Origin of the sequence: Taylorella equigenitalis ATCC 35865 (assembly GCF_000276685.1) — a bacterium.
GTDB lineage: Bacteria > Pseudomonadota > Gammaproteobacteria > Burkholderiales > Burkholderiaceae_B > Taylorella > Taylorella equigenitalis.
The window spans coordinates 501,096-522,976 of sequence record NC_018108.1; the positions used below are offsets into that span (position 1 = coordinate 501,096).

At 37.4% G+C, this 21,881-nt stretch carries 19 protein-coding genes; 11 read left to right on the forward strand and 8 right to left on the reverse strand.

The genetic code is table 11. The features are described 5' to 3' along the window. The first annotated feature begins 45 nt into the window (after nucleotides 1–45). Nucleotides 46–1,341 (forward strand): bifunctional tRNA (adenosine(37)-N6)-threonylcarbamoyltransferase complex dimerization subunit type 1 TsaB/ribosomal protein alanine acetyltransferase RimI, encoded by a 1,296-nt coding sequence (locus tag KUI_RS02305; RefSeq protein ID WP_014840218.1) that lies wholly within the window; start codon nucleotides 46–48, stop codon nucleotides 1,339–1,341. Then, a complete protein-coding gene (locus KUI_RS02310; protein WP_014840219.1) occupies nucleotides 1,325–2,203 on the forward strand; it encodes a uracil-DNA glycosylase family protein in 879 nt (292 codons plus the stop codon). The genes KUI_RS02305 and KUI_RS02310 overlap by 17 nt, the downstream gene beginning before the upstream one ends. On the opposite strand, the gene lplT is transcribed toward KUI_RS02310, so the two are convergent. Further along, on the reverse strand, nucleotides 2,198–3,514 hold the full coding sequence (gene lplT, locus KUI_RS02315) for a lysophospholipid transporter LplT (RefSeq protein ID WP_013522227.1): 1,317 nt from the start codon (nucleotides 3,512–3,514) through the stop codon (nucleotides 2,198–2,200). The genes KUI_RS02310 and lplT overlap by 6 nt on opposite strands. Before the next feature lie 102 nt (nucleotides 3,515–3,616). Here lplT and smc point away from each other — a divergent pair, with 102 nt between their 5' ends. Genes smc through ligA form a run of 3 tightly spaced genes read left to right on the forward strand, consistent with a single transcriptional unit; the run spans nucleotide 3,617 to nucleotide 10,261 of the window. Beyond that, a complete protein-coding gene (smc, locus tag KUI_RS02320) occupies nucleotides 3,617–7,138 on the forward strand; it encodes a chromosome segregation protein SMC (RefSeq protein ID WP_014840220.1) in 3,522 nt (1,173 codons plus the stop codon). Between the two features lie 25 nt (nucleotides 7,139–7,163). Beyond that, nucleotides 7,164–8,213 (forward strand): cell division protein ZipA C-terminal FtsZ-binding domain-containing protein, encoded by a 1,050-nt coding sequence (locus tag KUI_RS02325; RefSeq protein ID WP_014840221.1) that lies wholly within the window; start codon nucleotides 7,164–7,166, stop codon nucleotides 8,211–8,213. Nucleotides 8,214–8,215: 2 nt separating this feature from the next. After that, a complete protein-coding gene (gene ligA, locus KUI_RS02330; RefSeq protein WP_013522230.1) occupies nucleotides 8,216–10,261 on the forward strand; it encodes an NAD-dependent DNA ligase LigA in 2,046 nt (681 codons plus the stop codon). Nucleotides 10,262–10,284: 23 nt separating this feature from the next. Here ligA and KUI_RS02335 read toward each other — a convergent pair whose 3' ends face one another. From KUI_RS02335 to KUI_RS02345, 3 genes are read right to left on the reverse strand one after another with little or no spacing between them, the layout of a single operon-like run. Then, nucleotides 10,285–11,061, reverse strand: coding sequence for a peptidylprolyl isomerase (locus tag KUI_RS02335; RefSeq protein ID WP_013522231.1), 777 nt, complete (start codon nucleotides 11,059–11,061; stop codon nucleotides 10,285–10,287). Nucleotides 11,062–11,088: 27 nt separating this feature from the next. Then, complete coding sequence (locus KUI_RS02340) at nucleotides 11,089–11,361, reverse strand: BolA family protein (protein ID WP_013522232.1); 273 nt, start codon at nucleotides 11,359–11,361, stop codon at nucleotides 11,089–11,091. Then, nucleotides 11,351–11,914 (reverse strand): septation protein A, encoded by a 564-nt coding sequence (locus KUI_RS02345; RefSeq protein ID WP_013522233.1) that lies wholly within the window; start codon nucleotides 11,912–11,914, stop codon nucleotides 11,351–11,353. The genes KUI_RS02340 and KUI_RS02345 overlap by 11 nt, the downstream gene beginning before the upstream one ends. Before the next feature lie 131 nt (nucleotides 11,915–12,045). On the opposite strand from KUI_RS02345, the gene KUI_RS02350 reads away from it, so the two are divergent. The 6 genes from KUI_RS02350 to KUI_RS02375 all read left to right on the forward strand — a co-directional run bounded on the left by KUI_RS02350 (nucleotide 12,046) and on the right by KUI_RS02375 (nucleotide 19,355). Further along, nucleotides 12,046–13,218, forward strand: a complete 1,173-nt coding sequence (locus tag KUI_RS02350; protein ID WP_013522234.1) for an ABC transporter substrate-binding protein — start codon at nucleotides 12,046–12,048, stop codon at nucleotides 13,216–13,218. 11 nt (nucleotides 13,219–13,229) lie between these two features. Further along, complete coding sequence (locus KUI_RS02355; RefSeq protein WP_013522235.1) at nucleotides 13,230–14,396, forward strand: ABC transporter substrate-binding protein; 1,167 nt, start codon at nucleotides 13,230–13,232, stop codon at nucleotides 14,394–14,396. A gap of 8 nt (nucleotides 14,397–14,404) precedes the next feature. Continuing rightward, nucleotides 14,405–15,583: an ABC transporter substrate-binding protein gene (locus KUI_RS02360; RefSeq protein WP_014840222.1), complete on the forward strand. Its 1,179-nt coding sequence runs from the start codon at nucleotides 14,405–14,407 to the stop codon at nucleotides 15,581–15,583. Between the two features lie 205 nt (nucleotides 15,584–15,788). After that, nucleotides 15,789–16,829, forward strand: coding sequence for a branched-chain amino acid ABC transporter permease (locus KUI_RS02365; RefSeq protein ID WP_013522237.1), 1,041 nt, complete (start codon nucleotides 15,789–15,791; stop codon nucleotides 16,827–16,829). Beyond that, nucleotides 16,829–18,622, forward strand: coding sequence for a branched-chain amino acid ABC transporter ATP-binding protein/permease (locus tag KUI_RS02370; protein ID WP_013522238.1), 1,794 nt, complete (start codon nucleotides 16,829–16,831; stop codon nucleotides 18,620–18,622). Before KUI_RS02365 ends, KUI_RS02370 begins: the two co-directional genes overlap by 1 nt. Further along, nucleotides 18,615–19,355: an ABC transporter ATP-binding protein gene (locus KUI_RS02375; RefSeq protein WP_013522239.1), complete on the forward strand. Its 741-nt coding sequence runs from the start codon at nucleotides 18,615–18,617 to the stop codon at nucleotides 19,353–19,355. Before KUI_RS02370 ends, KUI_RS02375 begins: the two co-directional genes overlap by 8 nt. Before the next feature lie 25 nt (nucleotides 19,356–19,380). Here KUI_RS02375 and nth read toward each other — a convergent pair whose 3' ends face one another. Genes nth through fdxA form a run of 4 tightly spaced genes read right to left on the reverse strand, consistent with a single transcriptional unit; the run spans nucleotide 19,381 to nucleotide 21,798 of the window. After that, entirely contained in the window at nucleotides 19,381–20,016 is a 636-nt protein-coding gene (nth, locus tag KUI_RS02380; RefSeq protein ID WP_013522240.1) for an endonuclease III, read from the reverse strand. After that, a complete protein-coding gene (locus KUI_RS02385) occupies nucleotides 20,013–20,618 on the reverse strand; it encodes an RnfABCDGE type electron transport complex subunit B (protein WP_013522241.1) in 606 nt (201 codons plus the stop codon). The genes nth and KUI_RS02385 overlap by 4 nt, the downstream gene beginning before the upstream one ends. A gap of 8 nt (nucleotides 20,619–20,626) precedes the next feature. Next, nucleotides 20,627–21,472, reverse strand: coding sequence for a ferredoxin--NADP reductase (locus KUI_RS02390; protein ID WP_014840223.1), 846 nt, complete (start codon nucleotides 21,470–21,472; stop codon nucleotides 20,627–20,629). Continuing rightward, complete coding sequence (gene fdxA, locus KUI_RS02395; protein WP_014840224.1) at nucleotides 21,472–21,798, reverse strand: ferredoxin FdxA; 327 nt, start codon at nucleotides 21,796–21,798, stop codon at nucleotides 21,472–21,474. Before fdxA ends, KUI_RS02390 begins: the two co-directional genes overlap by 1 nt. Nucleotides 21,799–21,881 lie beyond the last annotated feature (83 nt).

Sequence of the window (21,881 nt, forward strand, 5' to 3'; positions counted from 1 at the left end):
GAAAGTAATAAAATATTTTATGAAAAAATATGCTCATTTTAATATATGTATTTAATATCAATTGAAAATGCCGTGTCTCCAGCTAGCATTGCCCTAGACTTTAAGGGCAGTGTACATCCAGTAGAAATCAAACTTGATGCAAATCTGAGCCAGTCAGAAGCTATGATACCAGCAATTGATAGTCTTCTAAATAGGTACAAGATAGATAAAAATCAATTAGAAGGGGTGGTATTTTCTCAAGGTCCAGGTGCATTTACCGGTATAAGAGTGGCTGCTGGTATCGCTCAAGGGATTTCTCTTGGGTTGAATATACCTTTAATAGGTGTTAATTCTCTAGAATCAACTGCATTTCATTTTGCAAAAGAAATTCAAGGATTCATTTTCGTACTTAATGATGCGAGGATGGACGAAGTTTATCTTGGGGGATTTTTCGTAGACAGTGCGAAAAGACTGCATGAAGTTTTAGAACCTCTACTATTGCAAAAAGACATAGCACTACCTTATATTGATTCATTAATGGACGGTCTTAGACTTCAAATGAAGATGACTTCAGAAGCACACCATTTTAATGACTATACTCTAGTAGGTGATGCTGCTGAATATTTTCCAGACGTAAAATTCCTATATCACAAAACCTGTGCAATTGATTTAATTGAATTTGCAAAAGCATCTATTAAAAACAGTTTTACACAGTTAGGTAGAAAAAATAAAGATAATATTTTTGAGGTCCCATTGCCTATATACCTTAGGAAAAAGGTTGCATTTACTAGCTCTGAGAGAAAGAAGGGGTATGGGGGAAATCCTAAAAGTGAAACACCAGAAATTCCCCAAAATATAATGCAATACTCAAAGCTTGCTCAAAGATTTAGGGATGCTGGTGTTGTAGTGAAACCGATGGCTTTAGAGGCTATTGATGAAGTACACGAACTAGATGTAAAAGTTCATGTAACCCCCTGGTCACGAGAATCTTTTTATAGTGCTTTTTATAATGATGACTATAAGAATATAACTCTTTATAAGGATGGTAAATTGATTGGTGTAGCAGTTCAATTACTTTACCCTGAGGAATCACACCTTATGACTATCGGTATAGATAGTGCATATAGAAATAAAGGGTATGCAAAGCTTTTAATGGACCTTATGCATCTATATGCACTTGATCAAAAATTTAAATTGAAAAATGAACACTATCAACAAATCCTTGAAGTTAGGGTGACGAATAATTCTGCAATTGAGCTCTATAAAAAATATGGATATGAGCAGATAGGGTACCGTAAAGGATATTATGAGCTTCCAGATGGAACTAAAGAAGATGGAATTGTCTATGCGAAAAGAATTTAATTCGAACCAAATTCAATGGTTAAAGCAGCTAGGCGTAGACGGTCTTTGGGGACAGAATTTCAATGTTAAAGTTCATCATGAAGCACAACCCAAAGTTCAAATTGAATCGAAAGTCCCTAACTCGCAAGTCTTTGCGTCCCAAATATCTGCTGGATTACCCGTCGGACAAATTTCAGTTAAAAGATTGGGCATTGCCTCCAAGGAATCTCAAAATTTTAATTCACAATCATTTCAAGATGAAGTTGAGTCTGTACCTGAGGTTGTTTCATCTACAGAAAAGCATGCTATTGATTCAATCAAATCTCTAGACGAACTTTATTTTTGGTATATCAAAACTTATAGGGATTGGGGCTATGCGGAAGATGAGCATGACCTAATTAAAACTGTACCTAAGGACTTAACTAATGTAAAACTTATGGTTTTTGAGGAGAGTCCGTCAATGGAGGATATATTAGTAAGTACTCAGTTCGTTGGAAAGCCAGGGACTCTTTTAAAAAATATGCTTTCTCAACTTAGCTTAAGCTTAGATGAGATTTATACAACTTCAGTGTACAAAACTGATATGACGGCACCAGATGAAGAGAGTAGAGATTTACTGGTCATAGAAGCATTTAAAAAAGAGATCGAGTTAGTAGATCCGCAAGTTATATGGTGTTTTGATAGATCAGTATTATTTAAATTTTTGAATAATAAAAAAATCACTATAGATCAGGTTCGATTTAATTTATCTTTAAACAACAAATATTATCCAATAATATGTAGTTTAAACCCACGCATCTTAATTTCTAATCCAGTTCAGAAAAAGGATGCTTGGAGGGGTTTAAACTTAATTGCACAGGAACTTCAAAACAATCATTTATGAATTTTTTTGAGTAAGTCGTCCATGGCTTCTAGAGCCAATCTCATCAAAAGCTTCTTTATATTTTCTACTATTGTGTTTGTATAGCAAAATAAGAAAGAACATCGACGCAGAGACTGTAATTCCAAAAATCCAGATAATTTTGTAGATATCCAACCCTGAGTGAACAAGCCATCCATATATACCAACAAATAGCAGAATATTTAATTGCTCATTAAAATTTTGCACTGCAATCGAATGACCAGCAGATAATAAAACATGCCCTCTATGTTGAAGAATTGCATTCATAGGTACAACAAAGAATCCTGAAAGTCCGCCAATAAAAATAAGCACTAAATATACGGCCCATAATTGTTTTACAAAGATTAAACAGATGGTGACCAAGCCCATCGCAACGCCCACAGGAAGTACATTAAATGCTTTTTTTAGAGGCACTTTGCCAGCTATACCAGCACCTAAAACTGTACCTATGGAGGCAATACCCATCAAAAAAGCAGATTCAGATGTGTCATAACCTAAATGAACCTCGCCCCATTTGATAATTACTAATTGAACAACAGCACCTGCACCCCAAAACAATGTAGTAACCGCCATAGAAACTTGTCCTACTTTGTCCTTCCATAAAATACCGACATAGGAACTAAAAACTTTAATTAGAGTGAAAGGATTTTTAGGCTGTTTTGGATAAATGTATTTAGTTCGAGGAATAAACAGATTGCATACTGAAGCTGATATGTATACTAAACCAATAATTAGGATGGCAATCATGGCTGGGTATTGTTGGAAATTTTGAAAAATCCAAAACTGCAATGCCCAATTTACAAATTTATGATTAATTAAAAAACCGCCAAGTACAAAACCTAAAATAATCGAAAGTACTGTTAGGCCTTCCATCCAGCTATTTCCGCGGACTAGGAATTTGGGATGTAAAAGTTCAGTTACTAAACCATATTTTGCTGGAGAATATGCAGCGGCTCCGACACCAACCAGTCCATATGCTACAGTAATCATAAGAGGCTGGGTGTGCTCGGAACCAGTTCCAAAAAAGCCAACAGCAAACATAGTAAGACAGCCTAGAATCTTAATGCCGTTTGTCACGAACATAACTCTACCTTTGGGGTATGTATCAGCTACAGCACCTATATGTGCAGCCAATACTACATATGAAGCCGCAAAAGCCCATTTCAAAGCAGAATCGAGCCATTTAGGTCCAGAAATTTCATGAATAAGTTCTATAGCGGCTATAAAAAGAGCATTATCGGCTAATGAGGACAATGCTTGAGCTAATAAAAGGGTGTAGAAGCCTTTTCTCACGGGTAATACCTACGGGGATTTGAACGCAAAATATTATAGAAGTTTTAAATATCTTTTTTTAAGTAAAATTCTAATAATAATAAATCATATTGAAGTAATCCCGTGAGATTAACACATATTAAACTTTCAGGTTTCAAATCTTTTGTAGAAACTACAGACATTGCCATCCCTAGTAATTTAGTTGGTGTCGTTGGACCTAACGGATGCGGAAAATCAAATATTATCGATGCGGTTAGATGGGTTTTAGGTGAGAGCAAAGCCTCAGAACTTCGGGGCGAGTCTATGCAGGATGTTATTTTTAATGGCTCTACTAATCGTAAGCCAGCAGGGCGATGTTCTGTTGAATTAGTGTTTGACAATGCGGACGGACGCCTGCAAGGGCAATGGAGTTCATACACTGAAATTTCAATAAAACGTGTATTAACACGTGATGGTTCGAGTAGTTACTTTATCAATAATCAAAATGTTAGACGTAAAGATGTATATGATGTTTTTCTAGGCACAGGTCTAGGTTCAAGGGGGTATGCGATTATTGGTCAGGGTATGATTAATCGCATTATTGAGGCAAAACCTGAAGAGATGCGAGTTTATCTTGAGGAAGTTGCTGGTGTTTCTAGATATAAAGAAAGAAGAAGGGAAACTGAAAATCGTTTATCAGACACTCACGAAAACTTACAAAGGGTAGAAGACATCGAGTCCGAACTTGATAAACAAATTGATAAATTAAATGTTCAATCTGAGGTGGCTTCAAAATACAACCTTCTAACCTCAGAAGCTCAAAAAATGGAGCATGTCTTTTGGTTTCTAAAAGAAGCAAATGCATTAAGTGAACAGGTTTCTATAAAAGAAAAATTAGCAAGTAGTTCCACAGAACTTGAGAAGCTAATGTCTAATATACAGAATATAGAACTCGAAGTAGAGAATAAACGCTTGGCTTATCAGTCTATAAGTGACAGTTTAAGAGAGGTCCAAGGCGAATTCTATGAGGCTAATAATACCGTTACTAAACTTGAAGCGGAAAGTAAGCACCTAACAGATGCCAAAGTTCGACTTAATGATCAAAATAAACAAATTGAAGAAAAACTTAAGCAGTGGAATGATCAAGTTAGTTTTTTAGAAAGTGAACTAAACAAAATTTCCCAAGAAATCATAAGTAAAAAAGATTTAGTAGAAGAAAAAAAGAAATCGGAAATTTCGCTTTCAGCTGGATTGCCTGAACTAGAGAGCATTGCCCACAAATCATCTAAAAGTAAGGATGTACAAAGATCTGAGATAGGTAAACAGGAACAAAAAATAGCCATAATTAGACAAAAAATACAAGACTTAGATCGCAACAAAAGTAGATTATCTTCGAAATTAGAATCTCTTAAAAAAGAGAAAACTAATCTAGAAATTCCACAATCCGATGGGTCAGTACAGCTTGAAGAGCAAATAAATACCCTAAAAACAAAATATAAAAAATTCGAAACTGAGTACTTTGATTTGGAAGAGTCTTTAGCTTCAGCTGCTACTAAAGTTAACGATACTAGAACACAGGCTGATGAGGATTTAAAAGTATATTCGCAAAATAGTGCAAAGTTACAAGCTCTAAAAAACCTCCAAAATGAAATTCAATCAAAAGGTGCTCTTGAAGCTTGGCTTAGAAAAAATAATCTTTCTAATTCTAAACGTTTATGGCAGGACTTACATATAGAGCCTGGTTGGGAGGTTGCTCTAGAGTCGGTTCTTAGAGAGAGACTGGTAGGAGTTGAAGTTGAAAATCTAGACGATGTAAAGCAGTATTTAGCTAGTAAACCGCCTGCAAGATTTAGTTTTTATAAAAAATGTAAAGAGTTTACGGAAATAAAAAACAATAATTTTGTATCTTTATTTTCAAAACTAAAAGTATATGATCAAGATTTAAAAAATTCACTTAGTAGATGGCTTGATGGTGTCTATGTTATAGAGAATCTAGATTTGTTTGATGCTGAAATTCTTAAACTTAATGTAGGGGAGAACTTAGTTAGTAAAAACGGTCATATTGTTGACCCTACTGGTGTTTTGCTATATGCCCCTGAAAATGAGCAGGCAGGTATACTTGCAAGACAACAGGAAATCGAGAATCTGGAAAAACTTGTTAAAGCTCTTAAATTGCAATCCGATCAGTCTCATGAGAAATTAGAAGAGTATTTAGGGGAATCGAAGAAATTTCAAAATTTATTAAACGAGTCTCGAACTGAGTTGACTAAATTAACAAATCAAATACATGGGCTCGAGATTAATCTCAACACTCAGAAAAGCAAACTCGAACAAGCATTAATGATGAATGAGCGTTTGGATAGAGAGTTAAATGAAGCACAAACGCAAATAAACGAAGTTGAGAAATCACTTGTATCTCATGAGTCGAATCTTGAAAATGACGAACAAGTTCTCACCAAATTAAAAGATAAATTTAGAGAGCTTCAAAATGAAAGTGCTCAAAAATACGACGAGTACAACGTTTTGATGAAAAAAGTTCAAACGGTAAGATCGGAAATACGTGAGGCAAATTTAATTATTAGCTCATTAGAAACAAGAAAGACTGAGCTTGAGAGAAATAAGGGCATTGCCACCAAACAAATTGAAAGCCTAACTATTGAAAAAGAAAGATTAAACAATGATTTGCTTGGGTTTGATGAAGGGGCTTGTGAAAGTGCACTACAAGAAGCTTTAGGTCTTAGAGAGCAAAAGTCTAAGCATCTCAATGAAATTAAAATTTCACTTGATAATGTGGCATTTGAACTAAAAGCTACGGACGAAAATAGACTTAGAATATCGCATCAAATTGACCCTTTGCGTGAGACCATCACAAAATTGCAGTTGAGTGAACAAGCGGCTCGCATTCAAGCTCAGCAATTTTCTGAAAAATTAGAAGAAGCTCAAGTGGATAGAGCTCAGTTGAAAAACGAATTAACAGAGCTTTCTGCGGAATGGGGTAAAGTAACTTGGCTCCAAGCACAAATTGGAAATAGGCATAAACAGATTGAGGCACTTGGTGCGGTGAATCTTGCGGCTTTAGAGGAGTTAGAACAAGCTAAGGAAAGAAAACTATTTCTTGTTAAACAAATTGATGATTTACAGGAAGCTATTGATACCCTAGAGGAAGCTATAAATAAAATTGATGCAGAAACTCGTGAATTATTATCCGATACATTTGAGCAGGCAAATAGTCATTTTGCAGATATGTTTCCTAAGTTATTCGGTGGTGGCGAAGCTAAACTTCGAATGATTGGGGATCAGATTTTAAGCTCGGGGATTGAGGTTATGGCACATCCTCCAGGAAAAAGAAATACTTCAATCCATTTACTGTCTGGAGGTGAGAAAGCTCTTACAGCCATAGCTTTGGTATTTGCTTTGTTTAAGCTAAACCCTGCTCCATTTTGCTTACTTGATGAGGTTGATGCCCCGTTGGATGACGCTAATACAGAGCGTTACGCAGATTTGGTATCTGAAATGAGCAAGGATATTCAGTTTGTATTTATATCGCATAATAAGATTGCAATGCAGATGGCACACCAGTTAATTGGTGTAACACAGCAAGAACAAGGTGTATCCCGAATTGTGGCTGTAGATATTGATTCTGCTGTAAAATTGGTTGATAGTTAAGTTTAAAGACCGAGGCCTTTAAGTTATGTCCAATATGCAGATCGGCATTTTGTTATTAGGAGCTTTTGCAGTTCTTATTGTTTTAGTCTACAACTGGTGGCAGGAAAAAAAGATTGAAAAGCGTATTACTGAGCAATTTCCAAATACTAGCCAGGACCCACTATTAGGTTCAGATCCGAACCTCGGTATTCATAACACCATTAACCCACGTTCTGCTGAGCCTTCAATTATAGTAAGTTCTATATCATCCTCACGTCAGGAACATGATGATGAATCTATTGATCATATAAGTGAAGCGGTTTTTGATATAAATTTTCCGAATGCCATTAGTGGTAGCAAATTACTGAATCATATACGTGATATGAAATTGGTTTTTAGTAAGCCGATTAGGTTTTTTGCACAGACTCACGATAATTATCATAGATCTTCTATTAAATCTGATGAGTCATATAGTTCATTGCAACTAGCTGTTGTATTGGCAAATAGGAGTGGTCCGCTCACCTCGGAAGAGTGGGATGCAGCTTATTCTTATGCGGATAATGTGGCAAATGCTTTTGATGGAAGCATTGAGTACAAACCCAAAGAGCAAATACTAAAACTTGCTCAGGATTTCGATGTAATTTGCATGGAGCTAGATGCACGTGTAGGCGTTAAGTTAATTCTAAATGGTTCTCAGCCAGTTAAAGCGGTTATAGAAATTGCGGAGAGGCTTGGCTATAGAGAGTTTGGCTTAGGTCATGTAATGTTTGATGATAATCATAATGTTCTATTTCACCTTATGCTTCAAGGGGAGTATAGTGCCCAAGTTCGTTCTGCTGGCATAGAGTATGTAGAACTAATCATAGATGTACCTAACAGCAAACCTATAGATAATCCATTTTCCAATTTATGTGACCATGCATTTAAATTGGCCCAAGCTTTGGATGCAAGAGTTGTAGACGATAATGATAAGCCTTTAACTCCTAATGATCCAGTTATTCCTCAAATTGATGCTCAATTACTTCAGGTCTACCAGGAACTAGCTCAAAACGGATTTCCAGCAGGATCAGAGCGTGCGCGTAGGGTTTATCATTAATTATGTCTGAAGGTGATTTTTCAGATTACGAGGCACTCAAATCTTTAATATCTGTTCACGATAAAGCTTACTACATCGACGATAATCCACAGATTTCAGATGAAGAATATGATGGGTTGATGCGTAAGCTTTTGGATTATGAACAAGCCCATCCTGAGTGGGTTACTTCAGATTCTCCATCCCAAAGAGTTGGAGGAGTTGCTCTTAAAATTTTTAACTCAGTCAGACATGCAGTCCCTATGCTTTCTTTGGGTAATGTTTTCAATCCAGAGGAACTAACTGCTTTTTATAATCGCATGGTTGAAGCTGTGGGCTCTGACGACTTTGAGTTTAATTGTGAACCGAAATTTGACGGTTTGGCTATAAGCATTCGCTATGAAAATGGTGTTTTAAAAACAGCATCCACGCGAGGAGATGGACTAACTGGTGAGGATGTTACTGCACAAGTAAGTACTATTAGAACGGTTCCTTTAAAGTTAAATGTGCCGAGCAAAGAGGCATTGCCAAAGATAATTGAAGTCAGAGGTGAAGCCTTAATGCTTCGAAGCGACTTTGATAATCTAGTGAAGCGACAGGAGGAGGAAGGGCTACAAACCTTCGCAAATCCTAGAAATGCTGCAGCTGGTAGCCTACGTCAATTGGACCCAAAAATTACCGCAAAAAGAAAGCTTAGATTTTACGCATATGGGTTGGGGGAATTTAAATCTTTAGGTTCAGAGGAACCTAAATCACAAAGTCAGCTTTTAGATTATTTGTCAGAGCTTGGATTTGCTGTCACCGAATATAGATCTGTAAAAAAGGGACTTGACGGGCTTTTAAATTTTTTTGAACACATTAAAGCTAAAAGAGACACACTGCCATTTGATATAGATGGAGTTGTATACAAAGTTGATTCATTTGAGCTTCAACAGAAAATAGGTTTTGTTTCTAAGGCTCCACGTTTTGCAATTGCACATAAATTTGCAGCAGAGCAAATGCAAACCAAACTTTTAGACATTGAAGTTCAAGTGGGTCGGACTGGAGCGTTGACACCAGTTGCAAGATTAGAACCAGTGTTTGTCGGTGGTGTTACTGTTAGAAAAGCTACTCTTCATAATGAAGATGAAATAGAGCGAAAAAATCTTATGATAGGTGATACAGTTATCGTAAGAAGGGCTGGTGATGTTATTCCCGAAGTTTTAGAGTCTGTTATTGATCTGCGTCCTGAAGATGCTGTTAAATTTGTTATGCCTACAATCTGTCCCGTGTGTGGTTCAGCAGTTGAAAAGCCTGAGGGAGAGGCTGTTGCTCGATGTACAGGCGGACTTGTTTGCGGTGCTCAAATTACACAAGGTATTATTCATGCGGTATCCCGAAAAGCCTTAAATATAGAGGGTTTGGGTGATAAACATATCCAAAAGCTCGTGAGTACTGAAAAAATCAAAAGGCTTGATGATCTCTTTAAACTAACTGTAGATGACTTAAATATACTCGGTCGTAATGCAGAAGATTCAAAACTTGAGGTTTTAGCCCCTACTTTACATGCACGCATTCAAGCTAGTAAATCAACTACTTTAAGTAGATTTTTATTTGCATTAGGTATTCGTCATGTCGGCGAAACAACAGCTAGGGATCTTGCTAAGTATTTTGGTGATTTATATTCTATTATGCAGGCAAGTACCGAAGAATTAGTTTCTGTACCAAATGTGGGTGAAGTGATGGCTACATCGATTCATACATTTTTCAATGAACCTCATAATCGAGAAGTTATATCTAATCTACTTGAACTTGGATTCGTTTTGAATGCTGAAGAGGAAGCGATTCAAATAAATCCCGCAATTGCAGGTCACAGTTTTGTGGTAACCGGCACACTTGAAAACTGGAAAAGGGATGAAATCTCGCAAGTTATAATTTCTTCGGGAGGTCGGATTAATTCATCAGTCTCAAAGAAAACTGATTATCTTTTGATGGGGGCAGAGCCTGGCGATAGCAAGGTTAAAAAGGCTCAAGAAGTAGGAACCAAGATACTATCCGAAGCTGAATTTATACAGATGCTTGAGCAAAAATAAAGGCCCATGTTAGGGCCTTATTATTATTTAAGATTAGTTTTAATCTTAGCTTTCTTTTTAAGTTCTTCTGTATATTTGTTAACTTTTTCTAGAGATAAAGCATTAACGATTTCTCTTTTAGAAGCTTCAAAAGATGGTAAAGGTGTAGGGCGGATATCATCTACAAGAATTAAGTGATAGCCGAAATCAGATTTCACTGGCTCTGTAAGAACACCAATCTTAGCTTCCTCTACAGCTTTAGCAAATTGAGGAACAAAGTTACTAGAAGGATGCCATCCTAACACGCCACCGCCGCTTGCTGTGCCTTGGTCAATTGATTCTTTTTTAGCAGTTTCGGCAAAGTCAATTTTTTTATCAACTAGTTGTTGATATAGTTCTTTTGCACGGTCTTCGTCTTTAACTAGGATATGACGAACGTTGTATTGTTTTACATCACCTAAAGCTTTAATTTGAGAGTCGTATAGTTTTTTGATTTCTTCTTCTTTAACTGGATTTTTTTCAATATATTTAGAAAGCAATGCAGTAGTTAAAATTTGTTCGCGACTAAACTCAATTTGTTTTGCAACTTGTGGATCCTGATCAATTTTTTGCTTTTTAGCTTCTTGAATTAGAACTTCTCTAGTCACTAAATCTTCTAGTATGCCTTTCTTTTGCTCAGCTGTAATTTGAGCGTCTTTAAAGATAGCTTTAGTAACCTCTTCAAATTCTTGATTTGTAATATTCACCCCGTTAACGGTAGCCACGTTTTGTGCGTAAACAGGCAATGCAAGTAAAGAGGCAACCAGTAAAATTTTTTTCATTTAATAATTTCCTTTATTTAAATAATGTTAGGTGGAAACTTCTGTACGTATAGCTAATGCGTGTATGGGGTCTGGAATAATATCCTTAACCGCATCTAGTACTAGTCGCTGCTGTTCAACCCTACTTAAATCAGCGAATAATGGGCTAGCTATTTGTACTCGAAAATGGCTTAAACCATTATTATATGCTTTATGACCATTATGTAAGTGCGATTCATTGAAAATTTCTAATTCAGTTGGATTCAAACTTTGAAGTCTCTGTCTGAGCATTTCTTCATGTTTTTTACTATCAGGAATCATGATTTTTGTTCTCCTCAGAAATAACGGTCATATGTTTACCAAGCCATAAACTTTGGCCAACCGCAAACACCAAAGTAAGAACAGTTATACCGAACACTTTAAAGCTAGCCCACTGATCTGTAGTAAAGCCACCCCAAAATGCTACGTATAAGTTGGCAATACCTACGAGAGCAAAAAACAATATCCATCCAACAGTCATTTTAGTCCAGGCTTGTTCAGGCATACTGATTTGCTTAGAAATCAATGTTTTTAGAAAATTCCTTTTAAACAACAAACCTATTAAAAGAATTGAAGCAAAACACCAAGTTAATACGGTTGGTTTCCACTTAATAAATGTCTCATCATGAAGCAGAATAGTAGCTCCTCCAAATACAACAATAATTATTAAATTTATCCAGTGAATAGTTTCAACAGGTTTTTTTGTGTAATAGAGATAGAGGATTAGTGCGATGGATGCAGCAATAGCAACACCAGTAGCAACATAAATATCGTAAATTTTGAGTGCAATAAAAAATAGCAATAAAGGTAAAAAATCTGATAGTATCTTTTTCATGTGGTTAGGTGTAATCCCTAATGACTAATGGGAGTATATAAATATACTAAATATTAAGTATAGATATTTACTTACTCTTCACATTTTATTAAACCAATCTTTTTTTCCCATTTTATTTTCGGAGATTAATTATGAAAAGATTTGCATTATTTGCATTAAACGCAGTTCCTATGATGGCCCTTGTTAGTGCGGTATGGGCTCAACAGCAGATTAGAATCGGTGTTTCTGTTTCTGCCACAGGTCCTGCAGCCTCGTTGGGGATTCCGGAGAAAAACACCGTAGAAGTACTGGAAAAAGAATTTAGCGGTATTCCAGTCGAGTATTTTGTATACGATGACACTGGAGATACTGCAACTGCAGTGCGCAATATGCGTAAGTTAATCTCCGAAAACAAAATAGATGCTATGATAGGCAGTTCAATCACCGCACCAACTCTTGCTATGATTGATGTTGCTGCTGAAACTAAAACTCCATTAGTCAGTATGGTAGGGAATAATGTAGTTGTAGTCCCTGTCGAAGGACCTAAGGTTTGGTCCTTTAAAACCTCACCAAATGATGCCTCTATGGCTACAGCTCTTAGAGCTGCTATGAAAAAGCAAGGCATTAAAACATTGGCCTTTATTGGTTTTGCTGATGCTTATGGTCAGGGTTGGCTTGAGCAGATTAAAATTGCACTTAAAGAAACAGATATAAAAATCGTAGCCGAAGAGAGTTATGCACGTAATGATACAAGCGTAACTGGGCAGGTTCTTAAGATTGTTTCTAAAAAGCCAGATGCCGTATTAGTGGCTACGGCGGGTACTCCAGGAGCATTGCCAACTAGAGAACTTAGGACTCGTGGTTTTACAGGTCAGATTTACCATACACATGGATCAGCTAATATCGATTTTCTCAGAGTGTGTGGAAAAGCTTGCGACGGTGTAATTTTACCAGCTGGACCTGTTCTTGTAGGTGATCAACTTGAGGATTCACATCCATCTAAAGGTATCAGCGAAGAGTACAAAAAACTTTACGAGGCTAAATTTGGTGCTGGATCTATGAGTACATTTGGAGCTCATATGTTTGATGCTGATTTAGTACTCAAAACATCTATGAAAAAGGTTCTTGATGCTGGAATCAAGCCAGGGTCTGAGGAATTTCGAAAGGCCTTAAGAGATGCTATGGAGACTTCTAAGGAGGTTATAGGCACTCAGGGCGTTTATAACATGACCAAAGACGACCACACTGGCTTAGATGAAAGGTCACGAGTATTAGTTAAAATCGAAAATAATAAATGGGTATACCAACCTGAACTTTTAAAGTAAAAGGATAATAAATGAAAATAAAAAAATATATCTCTGCCGTCGCTTTGATGGCGGCTTCTACTTCAATTCTTGCTCAGGAAGTTATTAATATTGGGGTTACTGTTCCACAAACTGGACCAGCTGCGTCGCTTGGAATTCCTCAAAAAAATACTCTTGAAGTTTTATATAAAGAAATAGATGGCATACCAGTTAAGTTTACGTTTTTAGATGATGGAGGTGAAACTTCAGCTGCCGTTCGAAATATGCGAAAACTGATATCAGAAAATAAAATTGATATTATGCTTGGTAGCTTAGTAACCGCTCCTACGCTAGCTATGACTGAAGTAGCCCATGAAACTAAAACTCCTTTGATTGGATTCACAGGAAATAAAAATACTGTAGTTCCAATGGACGAAAATAAAAAATGGGTTTTCGAAGCCGCTCAGACTGATGAAATTATGGCTAAAGCCATTTTTGATGCCATTAAAAAGCAAAACGTCAAAACACTAGCAATTATTGGATTTAATGATGCCTATGGTCAATTATGGGCTAGAGAAATGGAAGGTGTTCTTAAAGATACTGACATCAAAATAGTAGCTAATGAGAGTTTTGCCCGTAAGGACACTAGTGTATCTGGTCAAGTATTAAAAATAATTTCTAAAAATCCAGATGCGGTTTTAGTTGCGACATCGGGGACGCCAGGGGCATTGCCAACTAGAGAACTCAGAAATAGAGGGTTTAAGGGAATTATTTATCATACACATGGTTCTGCAAATGGAGACTTCCTAAGAGTATGTGCGACTGCTTGTGAGGGTGTGATTCTTCCTATAGGTCCAGTTGTAATTGCGGATCAAATTGAAGATTCTAATCCAACCAAAGCAGTGGCACTTTCTTATAAAGAACCATATGAGAAAAAATTCGGAGAAGGTTCGGCTAATGCTTTTGGTGCTTATATTTATGATGCATCTTTGTTGGCGAAAGCAGGAATTAGCGAAGTTCTTAAAAAGGGTTTAAAACCAGGAAGCGAGGAATTTAGAGTTGCTTTAAGAGAAGCATTAGAAAATGTGAAAGAAGTAGTTACTACTCAAAGCGTTTTCAATATGACTCCAGAAAATCACTCTGGTATAGATGATAGATCTAGAGTGTTGGTTGAAATTAAAGATAAGAAATGGGTGTATAGACCTGATCTTCTTAAATAGGGACTTAGATGAATTTATATAAGAGTATTATAAAGTCCCTAATTGGGACTGCATTGGTTGCATGTGCGAGCATAAGTGATGCTCAGGATGCAATTAATATTGGAGTTACTGTTTCAGCAACTGGACCCGCCGCATCTCTTGGTATTCCTCAAAAAAATACAGTAGAAATTTTGAAAAAAGAAATTAAGGGAGTGCCTGTTAATTACATCGTTTTGGATGATGCGGGTGATACTTCTACTGCTGTTAAAAATATGCGCAAACTTATTTCCGAAAATCATATTGATGCCATTATTGGTAGTTCGGTAACTGCTGCTTCATTAGCGATGGTTGAAGTTGCCGCAGAGACTAAAACTCCTATGATTAGCATGAACGGGAATATTGTGGTAGTTACTCCTCAAGAGGGTGCTAAAAAGTGGGCATTCAAAACTGCCCAAAACGATGCATTAATGGCTCAGGCACTTAAAACTGCCATGCTAAAACTTAATGTAAAAAAACTAGCTATCATAGGTTTTGCTGATGCTTATGGTGAGAGTTGGGCAAAGGAGATGAAAGCTGCTCTGAAGGATTCTGGTATTGATGTAGTTGCCATTGAAAGTTTTGCACGCAAAGATACTAGTGTTACTGGTCAAGTTTTAAAAATTCTCTCATCTAAACCTGATGCAGTATTAGTTGCGACATCGGGGACTCCTGGGGCATTGCCAAATAGAGAATTAAGATCAAGAGGCTTTCAGGGGCTTATTTTCCATACACACGGATCTGGAAATGGGGATTTTTTAAGAGTTTGTGCCACTGCTTGCGATGACGTGATTCTTCCTATAGGTCCAGTTGTTGTTGCAGAGCAGTTAGACGATGATCATCCTTCCAAAAAAATAGGACTTGAATATAGAAAACTATATGATGCTAAATTTGGAGAGGGTGCTACTAATGCTTTTGGGGCATTCTTATATGATGCTACTTTACTTGTAGAGTCGTCAGTTACTAAAGTGCTTGAAGTAGGTCTCAAACCAGGTACCGAGGAATTTCGAGTGGCTTTACGCGATGCACTCGAGCAGTCTAATAATGTAGTTGCATCTCAAGGTGTATTTAATATGACTCCTGAGGATCACACTGGTTTAGATGAACGATCGAGAGTTATCGTTAAAGTTAAAGATGGAAAGTGGGTGTTACAACCTGACCTTCTTAAGTAAGTTGTAATTTAAGCGTACGGTTGTTTTTACGCAGATGGCTTATATAAGCACCCAAAGTGTTACACCTTAGGGCATTAACTAATTTAATGTTCTAGGGGTACCTATACTTTCTAGCTTTTTATCCCAATTTATACAGCAAAAAGGTAGGTTAATAAGCCTAAATTGTTACAATCGTAAGTCAATCTAAAAAATTTGAGAGATATCCATGGATTGGATGATAGCCAAAATATTGCTCCAAGATGGTCTTGTTACGGGTGTGATTTATGCATTAATGGCGGTGTCATTGGTGCTGGTTTTTGCTGTTACACGCGTTATTTTGATTTGCCAGGGCGAGTTTGTGTCTTATGGTGCTTTAAGTTTTGCTCTTATGGCTAACGGTCAAACACCTGGAACAATTTATTTATTGCCAGTTTTGGGCGTCATTATATTTATAAAGGAAGCTGTTAATAGGTTTAGGGGACGGCATGGTATGTCGTTGCCATGGGCAGCTTTGTATTTTCTAATTATTCCATTTGTCGTGATGTTCGGAGTTCCGATTATTCTTCAGACGGAACCGAACTTATGGATTAAAGCACTTCTTGCACTTGTAATTGTAGTTCCGCTAGGTCCTATGATTTACAGACTTGTATTTGAGCCTGTTGCTTCTTATAGTGTTTTAAATTTACTTATCATATCTATTGCTTTGCATTTTGCCATGGTTGGTACTGGTCTTATTATCTTCGGTGCCGAAGGCTGGCTTGTGCAGGAGCCGTTCTTTGATGGTGAAGTAGAAATTTTTGGGCTTCCTTGGAAGTATCAAAAACTTTTTGTTATTGGGCTTACTTTCCTTACTATTATTGGGCTATGGCTATTATTTGGACAAACCCTAGTCGGTAAGGCATTGCGAGCTACTGCAGTTAATCGTAGAGGAGCTCAACTTGTAGGCATTTCCACTTCCATATCAGGACATACCACTTTTTTGCTGTCAGCTTTTGTAGGTGCTCTGGCTGGAATTATGCTCGTTTCATTTATACAAATTACTTATGAGACAGGATTTATAATTGGCTTAAAAGGGTTTGTAGGAGCCATTATTGGAGGTTTAGTAAGTTACCCTATTGCTGCTATAAGTGCAATTGGTGTTGCGATTATTGAATCCTTCACGACATTCTGGGCTTCCGACTACAAAGAAGTTATTGTGTTTACGTTAATTCTGCCTGTTTTACTCATTCGTTCTCTGACTACTACACATCATGAGGAGGACGAGTAATGTATAGAATTTTCGTTGCTATATTTGCCATCGTTTTGGTAGTTATGCCATTGGTACCAGCTACACCTGAGTTTTGGATTAATCAGCTTAATACCATAGGAATTTCGTCTCTCGTAGCATTAGGCCTAATTATTCTTACTGGGATAGGTGGTATGACTTCATTTGGTCAGGCTGCTTTTATGGGTATTGGTGCTTATACTTCCGCTTATCTTTGTACGGCCTTGGGTTTATCTCCATGGATAGGTCTTCTTTGCGGGCTTTTGCTTGCTAGTTTAATAGCCTTTATTTTGGGCCAACTTACACTTAGGCTCTCTGGTCATTTTTTAGGTTTAAGTACTATTGCACTTAGCTTAGTTTTCTTTTACCTCTTTGGCAATATGGAATTTCTAGGCCGCCACGATGGTATACCTGGCATTCAGCCTATTTCGATATTTGGTTTTAGCTTCATGAAAGCTAGGCAGATGTTTTATCTGATTTGGTTTTGTGTGTTTGCAGGGATTCTTCTAAGTATTAATCTATTAAATTCAAGAAATGGTAGAGCGATTTGTTCCTTAAAGCATGGTGCATCCATGGCCGAATCTTTTGGTATCAATACGCAAAAATATAGAATGGTAGCATTCGTATATGCCGCATTTTTCGCTGCTTTAGCTGGATGGTTATATGCCCATGAGCAAAGGGCGATAAGTCCTAGTGCTTTTAGTTTGAATTACGGCATTGAATATTTGTTTATGGCAGTAATTGGTGGATCTGTAAGTATTTGGGGTGCAGTAGTCGGGGCAGCTCTTGTAATCATTTTGCGAGATCAAATTCAAGCCTATGCTCCATTATTTGTGGATGAAAGAGTAAATGTAGAAATTATCGTTTTTGGTGTGATGATGATTTTAATTTTACATTTTGCTCGTGGTGGTTTATGGCCAATTATGCTTGAAAAGTTTTACCGCCTATTAGGTCAAAAATCTGTTCCATCTCATGAATTAGAAATTAAGCCCGATACACAAGAGCTTCACAAAAGAGAAAAACCTCCTGAGGGTGAGGTCATTCTTGAAGCTCAGAATTTGCGTAAAACTTTTGGGGGATTAGTAGCAGTAAACAATGTGAGCTTTAAAGTTAGGTCTGGCGAAATTATTGGTTTAATCGGACCTAATGGAGCAGGTAAAAGTACAACATTTAACTTGATTACAGGTGTATTGCCACTAACTTCAGGTAAAGTAATTTTCAGAGGTCGTGATATAACTGGGGCTTCAGCCCGTAAGATTGCCACTCTTGGGATTGGTCGTACTTTCCAACATGTGCAATTATTGCCAGGTATGTCCGTACTTGAAAATGTTGCCTTGGGTGCACACTTGAGGGCGCCTTCCACTATTTTGAGTAGTATCTTTCATACCGAGCGTCGCAAAGAATCTCAACTTTTGCAGGAAGCAAAATTTCAATGTGAGCGTGTTGGCTTAGGCGATTACCTTCATGAGCAAGCTGGAAGCTTACCTTTAGGCAAACAACGTATAGTTGAAATTGCTAGAGCTCTTGCATTAGATCCTTCTCTTTTATTACTCGATGAAGTTGCTGCTGGTTTACGTTATATGGAAAAACAGCAATTATCTAAAGTACTTTCAGACCTTAGAGATGAGGGAGTTAGCATACTGCTTGTTGAGCATGATATGGATTTTGTTATGAATCTTACAACTAATCTTGTGGTCATGGACTTCGGTACGAAAATTGCAGAAGGAACTCCTGAGGAGATTCAGACAAATCCAGCCGTTGTTCAAGCATATTTAGGAGTTAATGACGATGTGTAATTTGCTTGAGATTAGAGACCTTTCTACATCCTATGGAAAAGTCAATGCTTTAAATAAAATTGAACTTGGGCTTGATGAGGGTCAGGTAGTTTCCGTAATCGGGGCTAATGGTGCGGGTAAATCTACACTTTTGAATACGATAATGGGCCTATTGCCAAATAATGGTAGAAGCGAAGGGCGAATTATTTATAAAAGAGAAGATATTTCTCAGGATAAGATCGAACACCGTATGTTGGCTGGCATTAGTTTGGTGCCTGAAAAGCGGGAGCTATTTGCAAGCATGGAAGTTGAGGATAATCTGCTTTTAGGCGGATTTCGCAGATTTCTAAAGCGTGATCCTGAATTCAAGAGATCGTTAGAGCGGATTTATGAGTTATTTCCCAGACTCAAAGAACGTCGTAAGCAACTAGCTGGTACTCTTTCAGGAGGCGAACGTCAAATGCTTGCAGTAGGACGTGCACTTATGTCCAATCCAACTTTGCTCATGCTCGACGAGCCATCTCTTGGTTTAGCTCCACTTGTAGTTCGTGAAGTTTTTGAGATTATAAAAAGACTCAAGTCTATGGGCGTTTCTATACTTTTGGTTGAGCAAAATGCACGTTCAGCCTTAAAAGTGTCTGACTATGCTTATGTACTCGAAATGGGAGAAGTTAGCCATCGCGGACCTAGCAACGAACTTCTGAACGACCCTAAAGTAATTGAAAGCTATTTAGGATTTGGAAAACGTGATTAGTACAAACCACCTCTAGTAGGTGGTTTTAAGTGTATTGCTTAAACTTATACTCACACAAATCCTCGATAATGCATGAAGCACATTTAGGTTTTCTAGCTTGGCAAATATAACGTCCATGCAGAATCATCCAATGATGCGAATCCTTTGCATATTTTTTTGGAACGTTTTTAATTAAACCTTTTTCCACTTCCAATACATTTTTTCCTTTCGATATGCCCGTCCTATTTGCCACCCTAAATATATGAGTATCAACAGCCATGGTCGGTAAACCAAAAGCCACATTAAGAACAACATTAGCGGTTTTACGACCTACACCTGCCAACGATTCAAGCTCTTCACGCGTTGATGGCACTTCACCGTCAAATCTTAATATTAAATCTTCACAAGTTCGAAATACATTCTTAGCTTTTGTTTTATATAGACCGACAGTTTTAATTTGCTTCTCAAATTTTTCGAACCCATAATCGATTAGTTGCTGAGGAGTAAATATATGATCCCAAAGTTTAGTCGTAGCAAAATTTACAGATTTATCTGTAGCTTGAGCTGACAATATGACTGACACCAAAAGTTGAAAATTATTTGAGTAATTGAGTTCGGATTGTGGTTGCGGATTTTGCTTATAAAAACGCTCAAAAATTATTTCACGCTTTTGTTTATTCATTTCATTCTTCTTTCGCGTGCTTTTTTGAGAGCTTCCATGATGGATGATTTTCCATCGGAAAATTGATTTTCTGAAAGAGAATTTAGTCTATCTTGTTCTAGTATTTTGTCATCTTCCAGTCTTTTATTTCTAGCATGAAATCTAGTTCGTGCTATTGCAGCATCATCCTCTGTCCAAAGGGCTAAACTCGGATTCATTTGTATGCAATCAACTGGACACGCAAGCACACACAGCTCACATCCTGTACAAAAATCGGGTATTACGGTATGCATCCATTTATTTGCACCTATAATTGAGTCAACTGGACACACTTGAATACATTTCGTACAACCAATGCAGTGCTCTTCAAGTATGTAAGCCTTATGCAAAGGTTTTGTAACCCCACATTCAGGATTCACAGGTTTAATCTCACTGCCATCGATTACCATTGAAAGCCTAGATATAACCTCATCCCCGCCAGGAGGGCATCTATTAATATCAGCCCCTTCCAAAACAATGGCCTTTGAGTATGCAAGACATCCCGCATAACCACATTGGGTGCACTGAGTTTGTGGCAATATACTGTCAATTACATTTATAAGATCTTCATCCGATGAGATCATTTTATACACTACCAATACTTTTCAACAGCAAGGTTACCTATCGCACCTCTACGACCTGTAGCAAAGCCTCTTTCACCAAGAATAACACGTGCTTCGCTTAACATATTTGGATTTCCGCAAAGCATAATGCAGGAACTATGTGGATTCATATCAAGTCCCGATAATTCACTTAACTTATCGCTTTCAAGCAACGAAGTGATTCTTTCGGAAGGCATAATATTACCCGTCCAGGGATGTATATATCCTTTTTCTCGGGTAGGTACTGGCATATAAGTAAATCTTCCTGTGTAATCCTTGTTCACTTCGCTTAGGGCATCTTGGTAGCTTAGCTCTGCACCATGTCGAACTCCATGGACAAGAACAATATTTTTAAACAAATCCCACGTGTTTGAGGTGAAGATTATTGATAAAAATGCAGAAAGTCCAGTACCAGTAGCCAGTAGCCATAATGTATCACCCCCATTAGGAAAATTATCTAGGGTAAGAAACCCAATAGGCATAGGGTGTATGGCAATGTTATCGCCTTCATTTAAGGAAAATAACTTGGGGCTAAATTCACCAGTAGGCACCAAAGTAGCATAGAACTCTAGATAATCAGAAACTTCAGGGTTCACCATTGAAAATCCTCTCCAAATGGTTGGCTCCTGAGGGTTTGAATAATGGTCGGACAAATTCTGATTTGTCGGATCCTGATTTCTTAAAATTTGTATAGGAAGCCCTAGCCTAGCAAACTGTCCCGCCTTGAATTTAAAATCCTTAGGTCTATCCGTCGTGAATGAATGTAACTGTCCATTAATCCACTTAGTAATTTTTTTGATAGTAAGGACATAATATTTGCTATTGTTTGGTGTCATTAGGGTTTAATTAAATATTCGAGCTTGTTAGGTTTACCATTCCACTCATCTGCATCAGGTAGTGGATCAATTGACCTTGAGATAGGTTCAAAAAGTGGCGTTAATTCTGCATTTATTTGTATAAATTGCTGCTGGTCTTTTGGGAGGTCCTCTTCAGCAAATATTGCATTAGCAGGACACTCCGGCACACAGACTGCACAGTCAATGCATTCATCAGGATCGATAACAAGGAAATTTGGACCAGCCTTAAAACAGTCCACTGGGCATACGTCAACGCAATCCGTATACTTGCAACGGATACAGTTGTCGCTAACAACATGAGTCATGGTAAATCCAGATAAAAATAAGAAATTTTTTGATGTAATATATAAATTTAAGTCTTAGATTTTAACCCATTTGAAATTAGAGC

Coding starts and splice junctions, on each gene's coding strand:
- KUI_RS02385 (WP_013522241.1), bottom strand. CDS start 20,618: ATGATCTCATCGGATGAAGATCTTATAAATGTAATTGACAGTATATTG.
- KUI_RS02335 (WP_013522231.1), bottom strand. CDS start 11,061: ATGAAAAAAATTTTACTGGTTGCCTCTTTACTTGCATTGCCTGTTTAC.
- KUI_RS02345 (WP_013522233.1), bottom strand. CDS start 11,914: ATGAAAAAGATACTATCAGATTTTTTACCTTTATTGCTATTTTTTATT.
- KUI_RS02310 (WP_014840219.1), top strand. CDS start 1,325: ATGCGAAAAGAATTTAATTCGAACCAAATTCAATGGTTAAAGCAGCTA.
- ligA (WP_013522230.1), top strand. CDS start 8,216: ATGTCTGAAGGTGATTTTTCAGATTACGAGGCACTCAAATCTTTAATA.
- KUI_RS02365 (WP_013522237.1), top strand. CDS start 15,789: ATGGATTGGATGATAGCCAAAATATTGCTCCAAGATGGTCTTGTTACG.
- nth (WP_013522240.1), bottom strand. CDS start 20,016: ATGAATAAACAAAAGCGTGAAATAATTTTTGAGCGTTTTTATAAGCAA.
- KUI_RS02340 (WP_013522232.1), bottom strand. CDS start 11,361: ATGATTCCTGATAGTAAAAAACATGAAGAAATGCTCAGACAGAGACTT.
- KUI_RS02355 (WP_013522235.1), top strand. CDS start 13,230: ATGAAAATAAAAAAATATATCTCTGCCGTCGCTTTGATGGCGGCTTCT.
- KUI_RS02390 (WP_014840223.1), bottom strand. CDS start 21,472: ATGACACCAAACAATAGCAAATATTATGTCCTTACTATCAAAAAAATT.
- fdxA (WP_014840224.1), bottom strand. CDS start 21,798: ATGACTCATGTTGTTAGCGACAACTGTATCCGTTGCAAGTATACGGAT.
- KUI_RS02325 (WP_014840221.1), top strand. CDS start 7,164: ATGTCCAATATGCAGATCGGCATTTTGTTATTAGGAGCTTTTGCAGTT.
- KUI_RS02360 (WP_014840222.1), top strand. CDS start 14,405: ATGAATTTATATAAGAGTATTATAAAGTCCCTAATTGGGACTGCATTG.
- KUI_RS02375 (WP_013522239.1), top strand. CDS start 18,615: ATGTGTAATTTGCTTGAGATTAGAGACCTTTCTACATCCTATGGAAAA.
- KUI_RS02370 (WP_013522238.1), top strand. CDS start 16,829: ATGTATAGAATTTTCGTTGCTATATTTGCCATCGTTTTGGTAGTTATG.
- KUI_RS02305 (WP_014840218.1), top strand. CDS start 46: ATGTATTTAATATCAATTGAAAATGCCGTGTCTCCAGCTAGCATTGCC.
- KUI_RS02350 (WP_013522234.1), top strand. CDS start 12,046: ATGAAAAGATTTGCATTATTTGCATTAAACGCAGTTCCTATGATGGCC.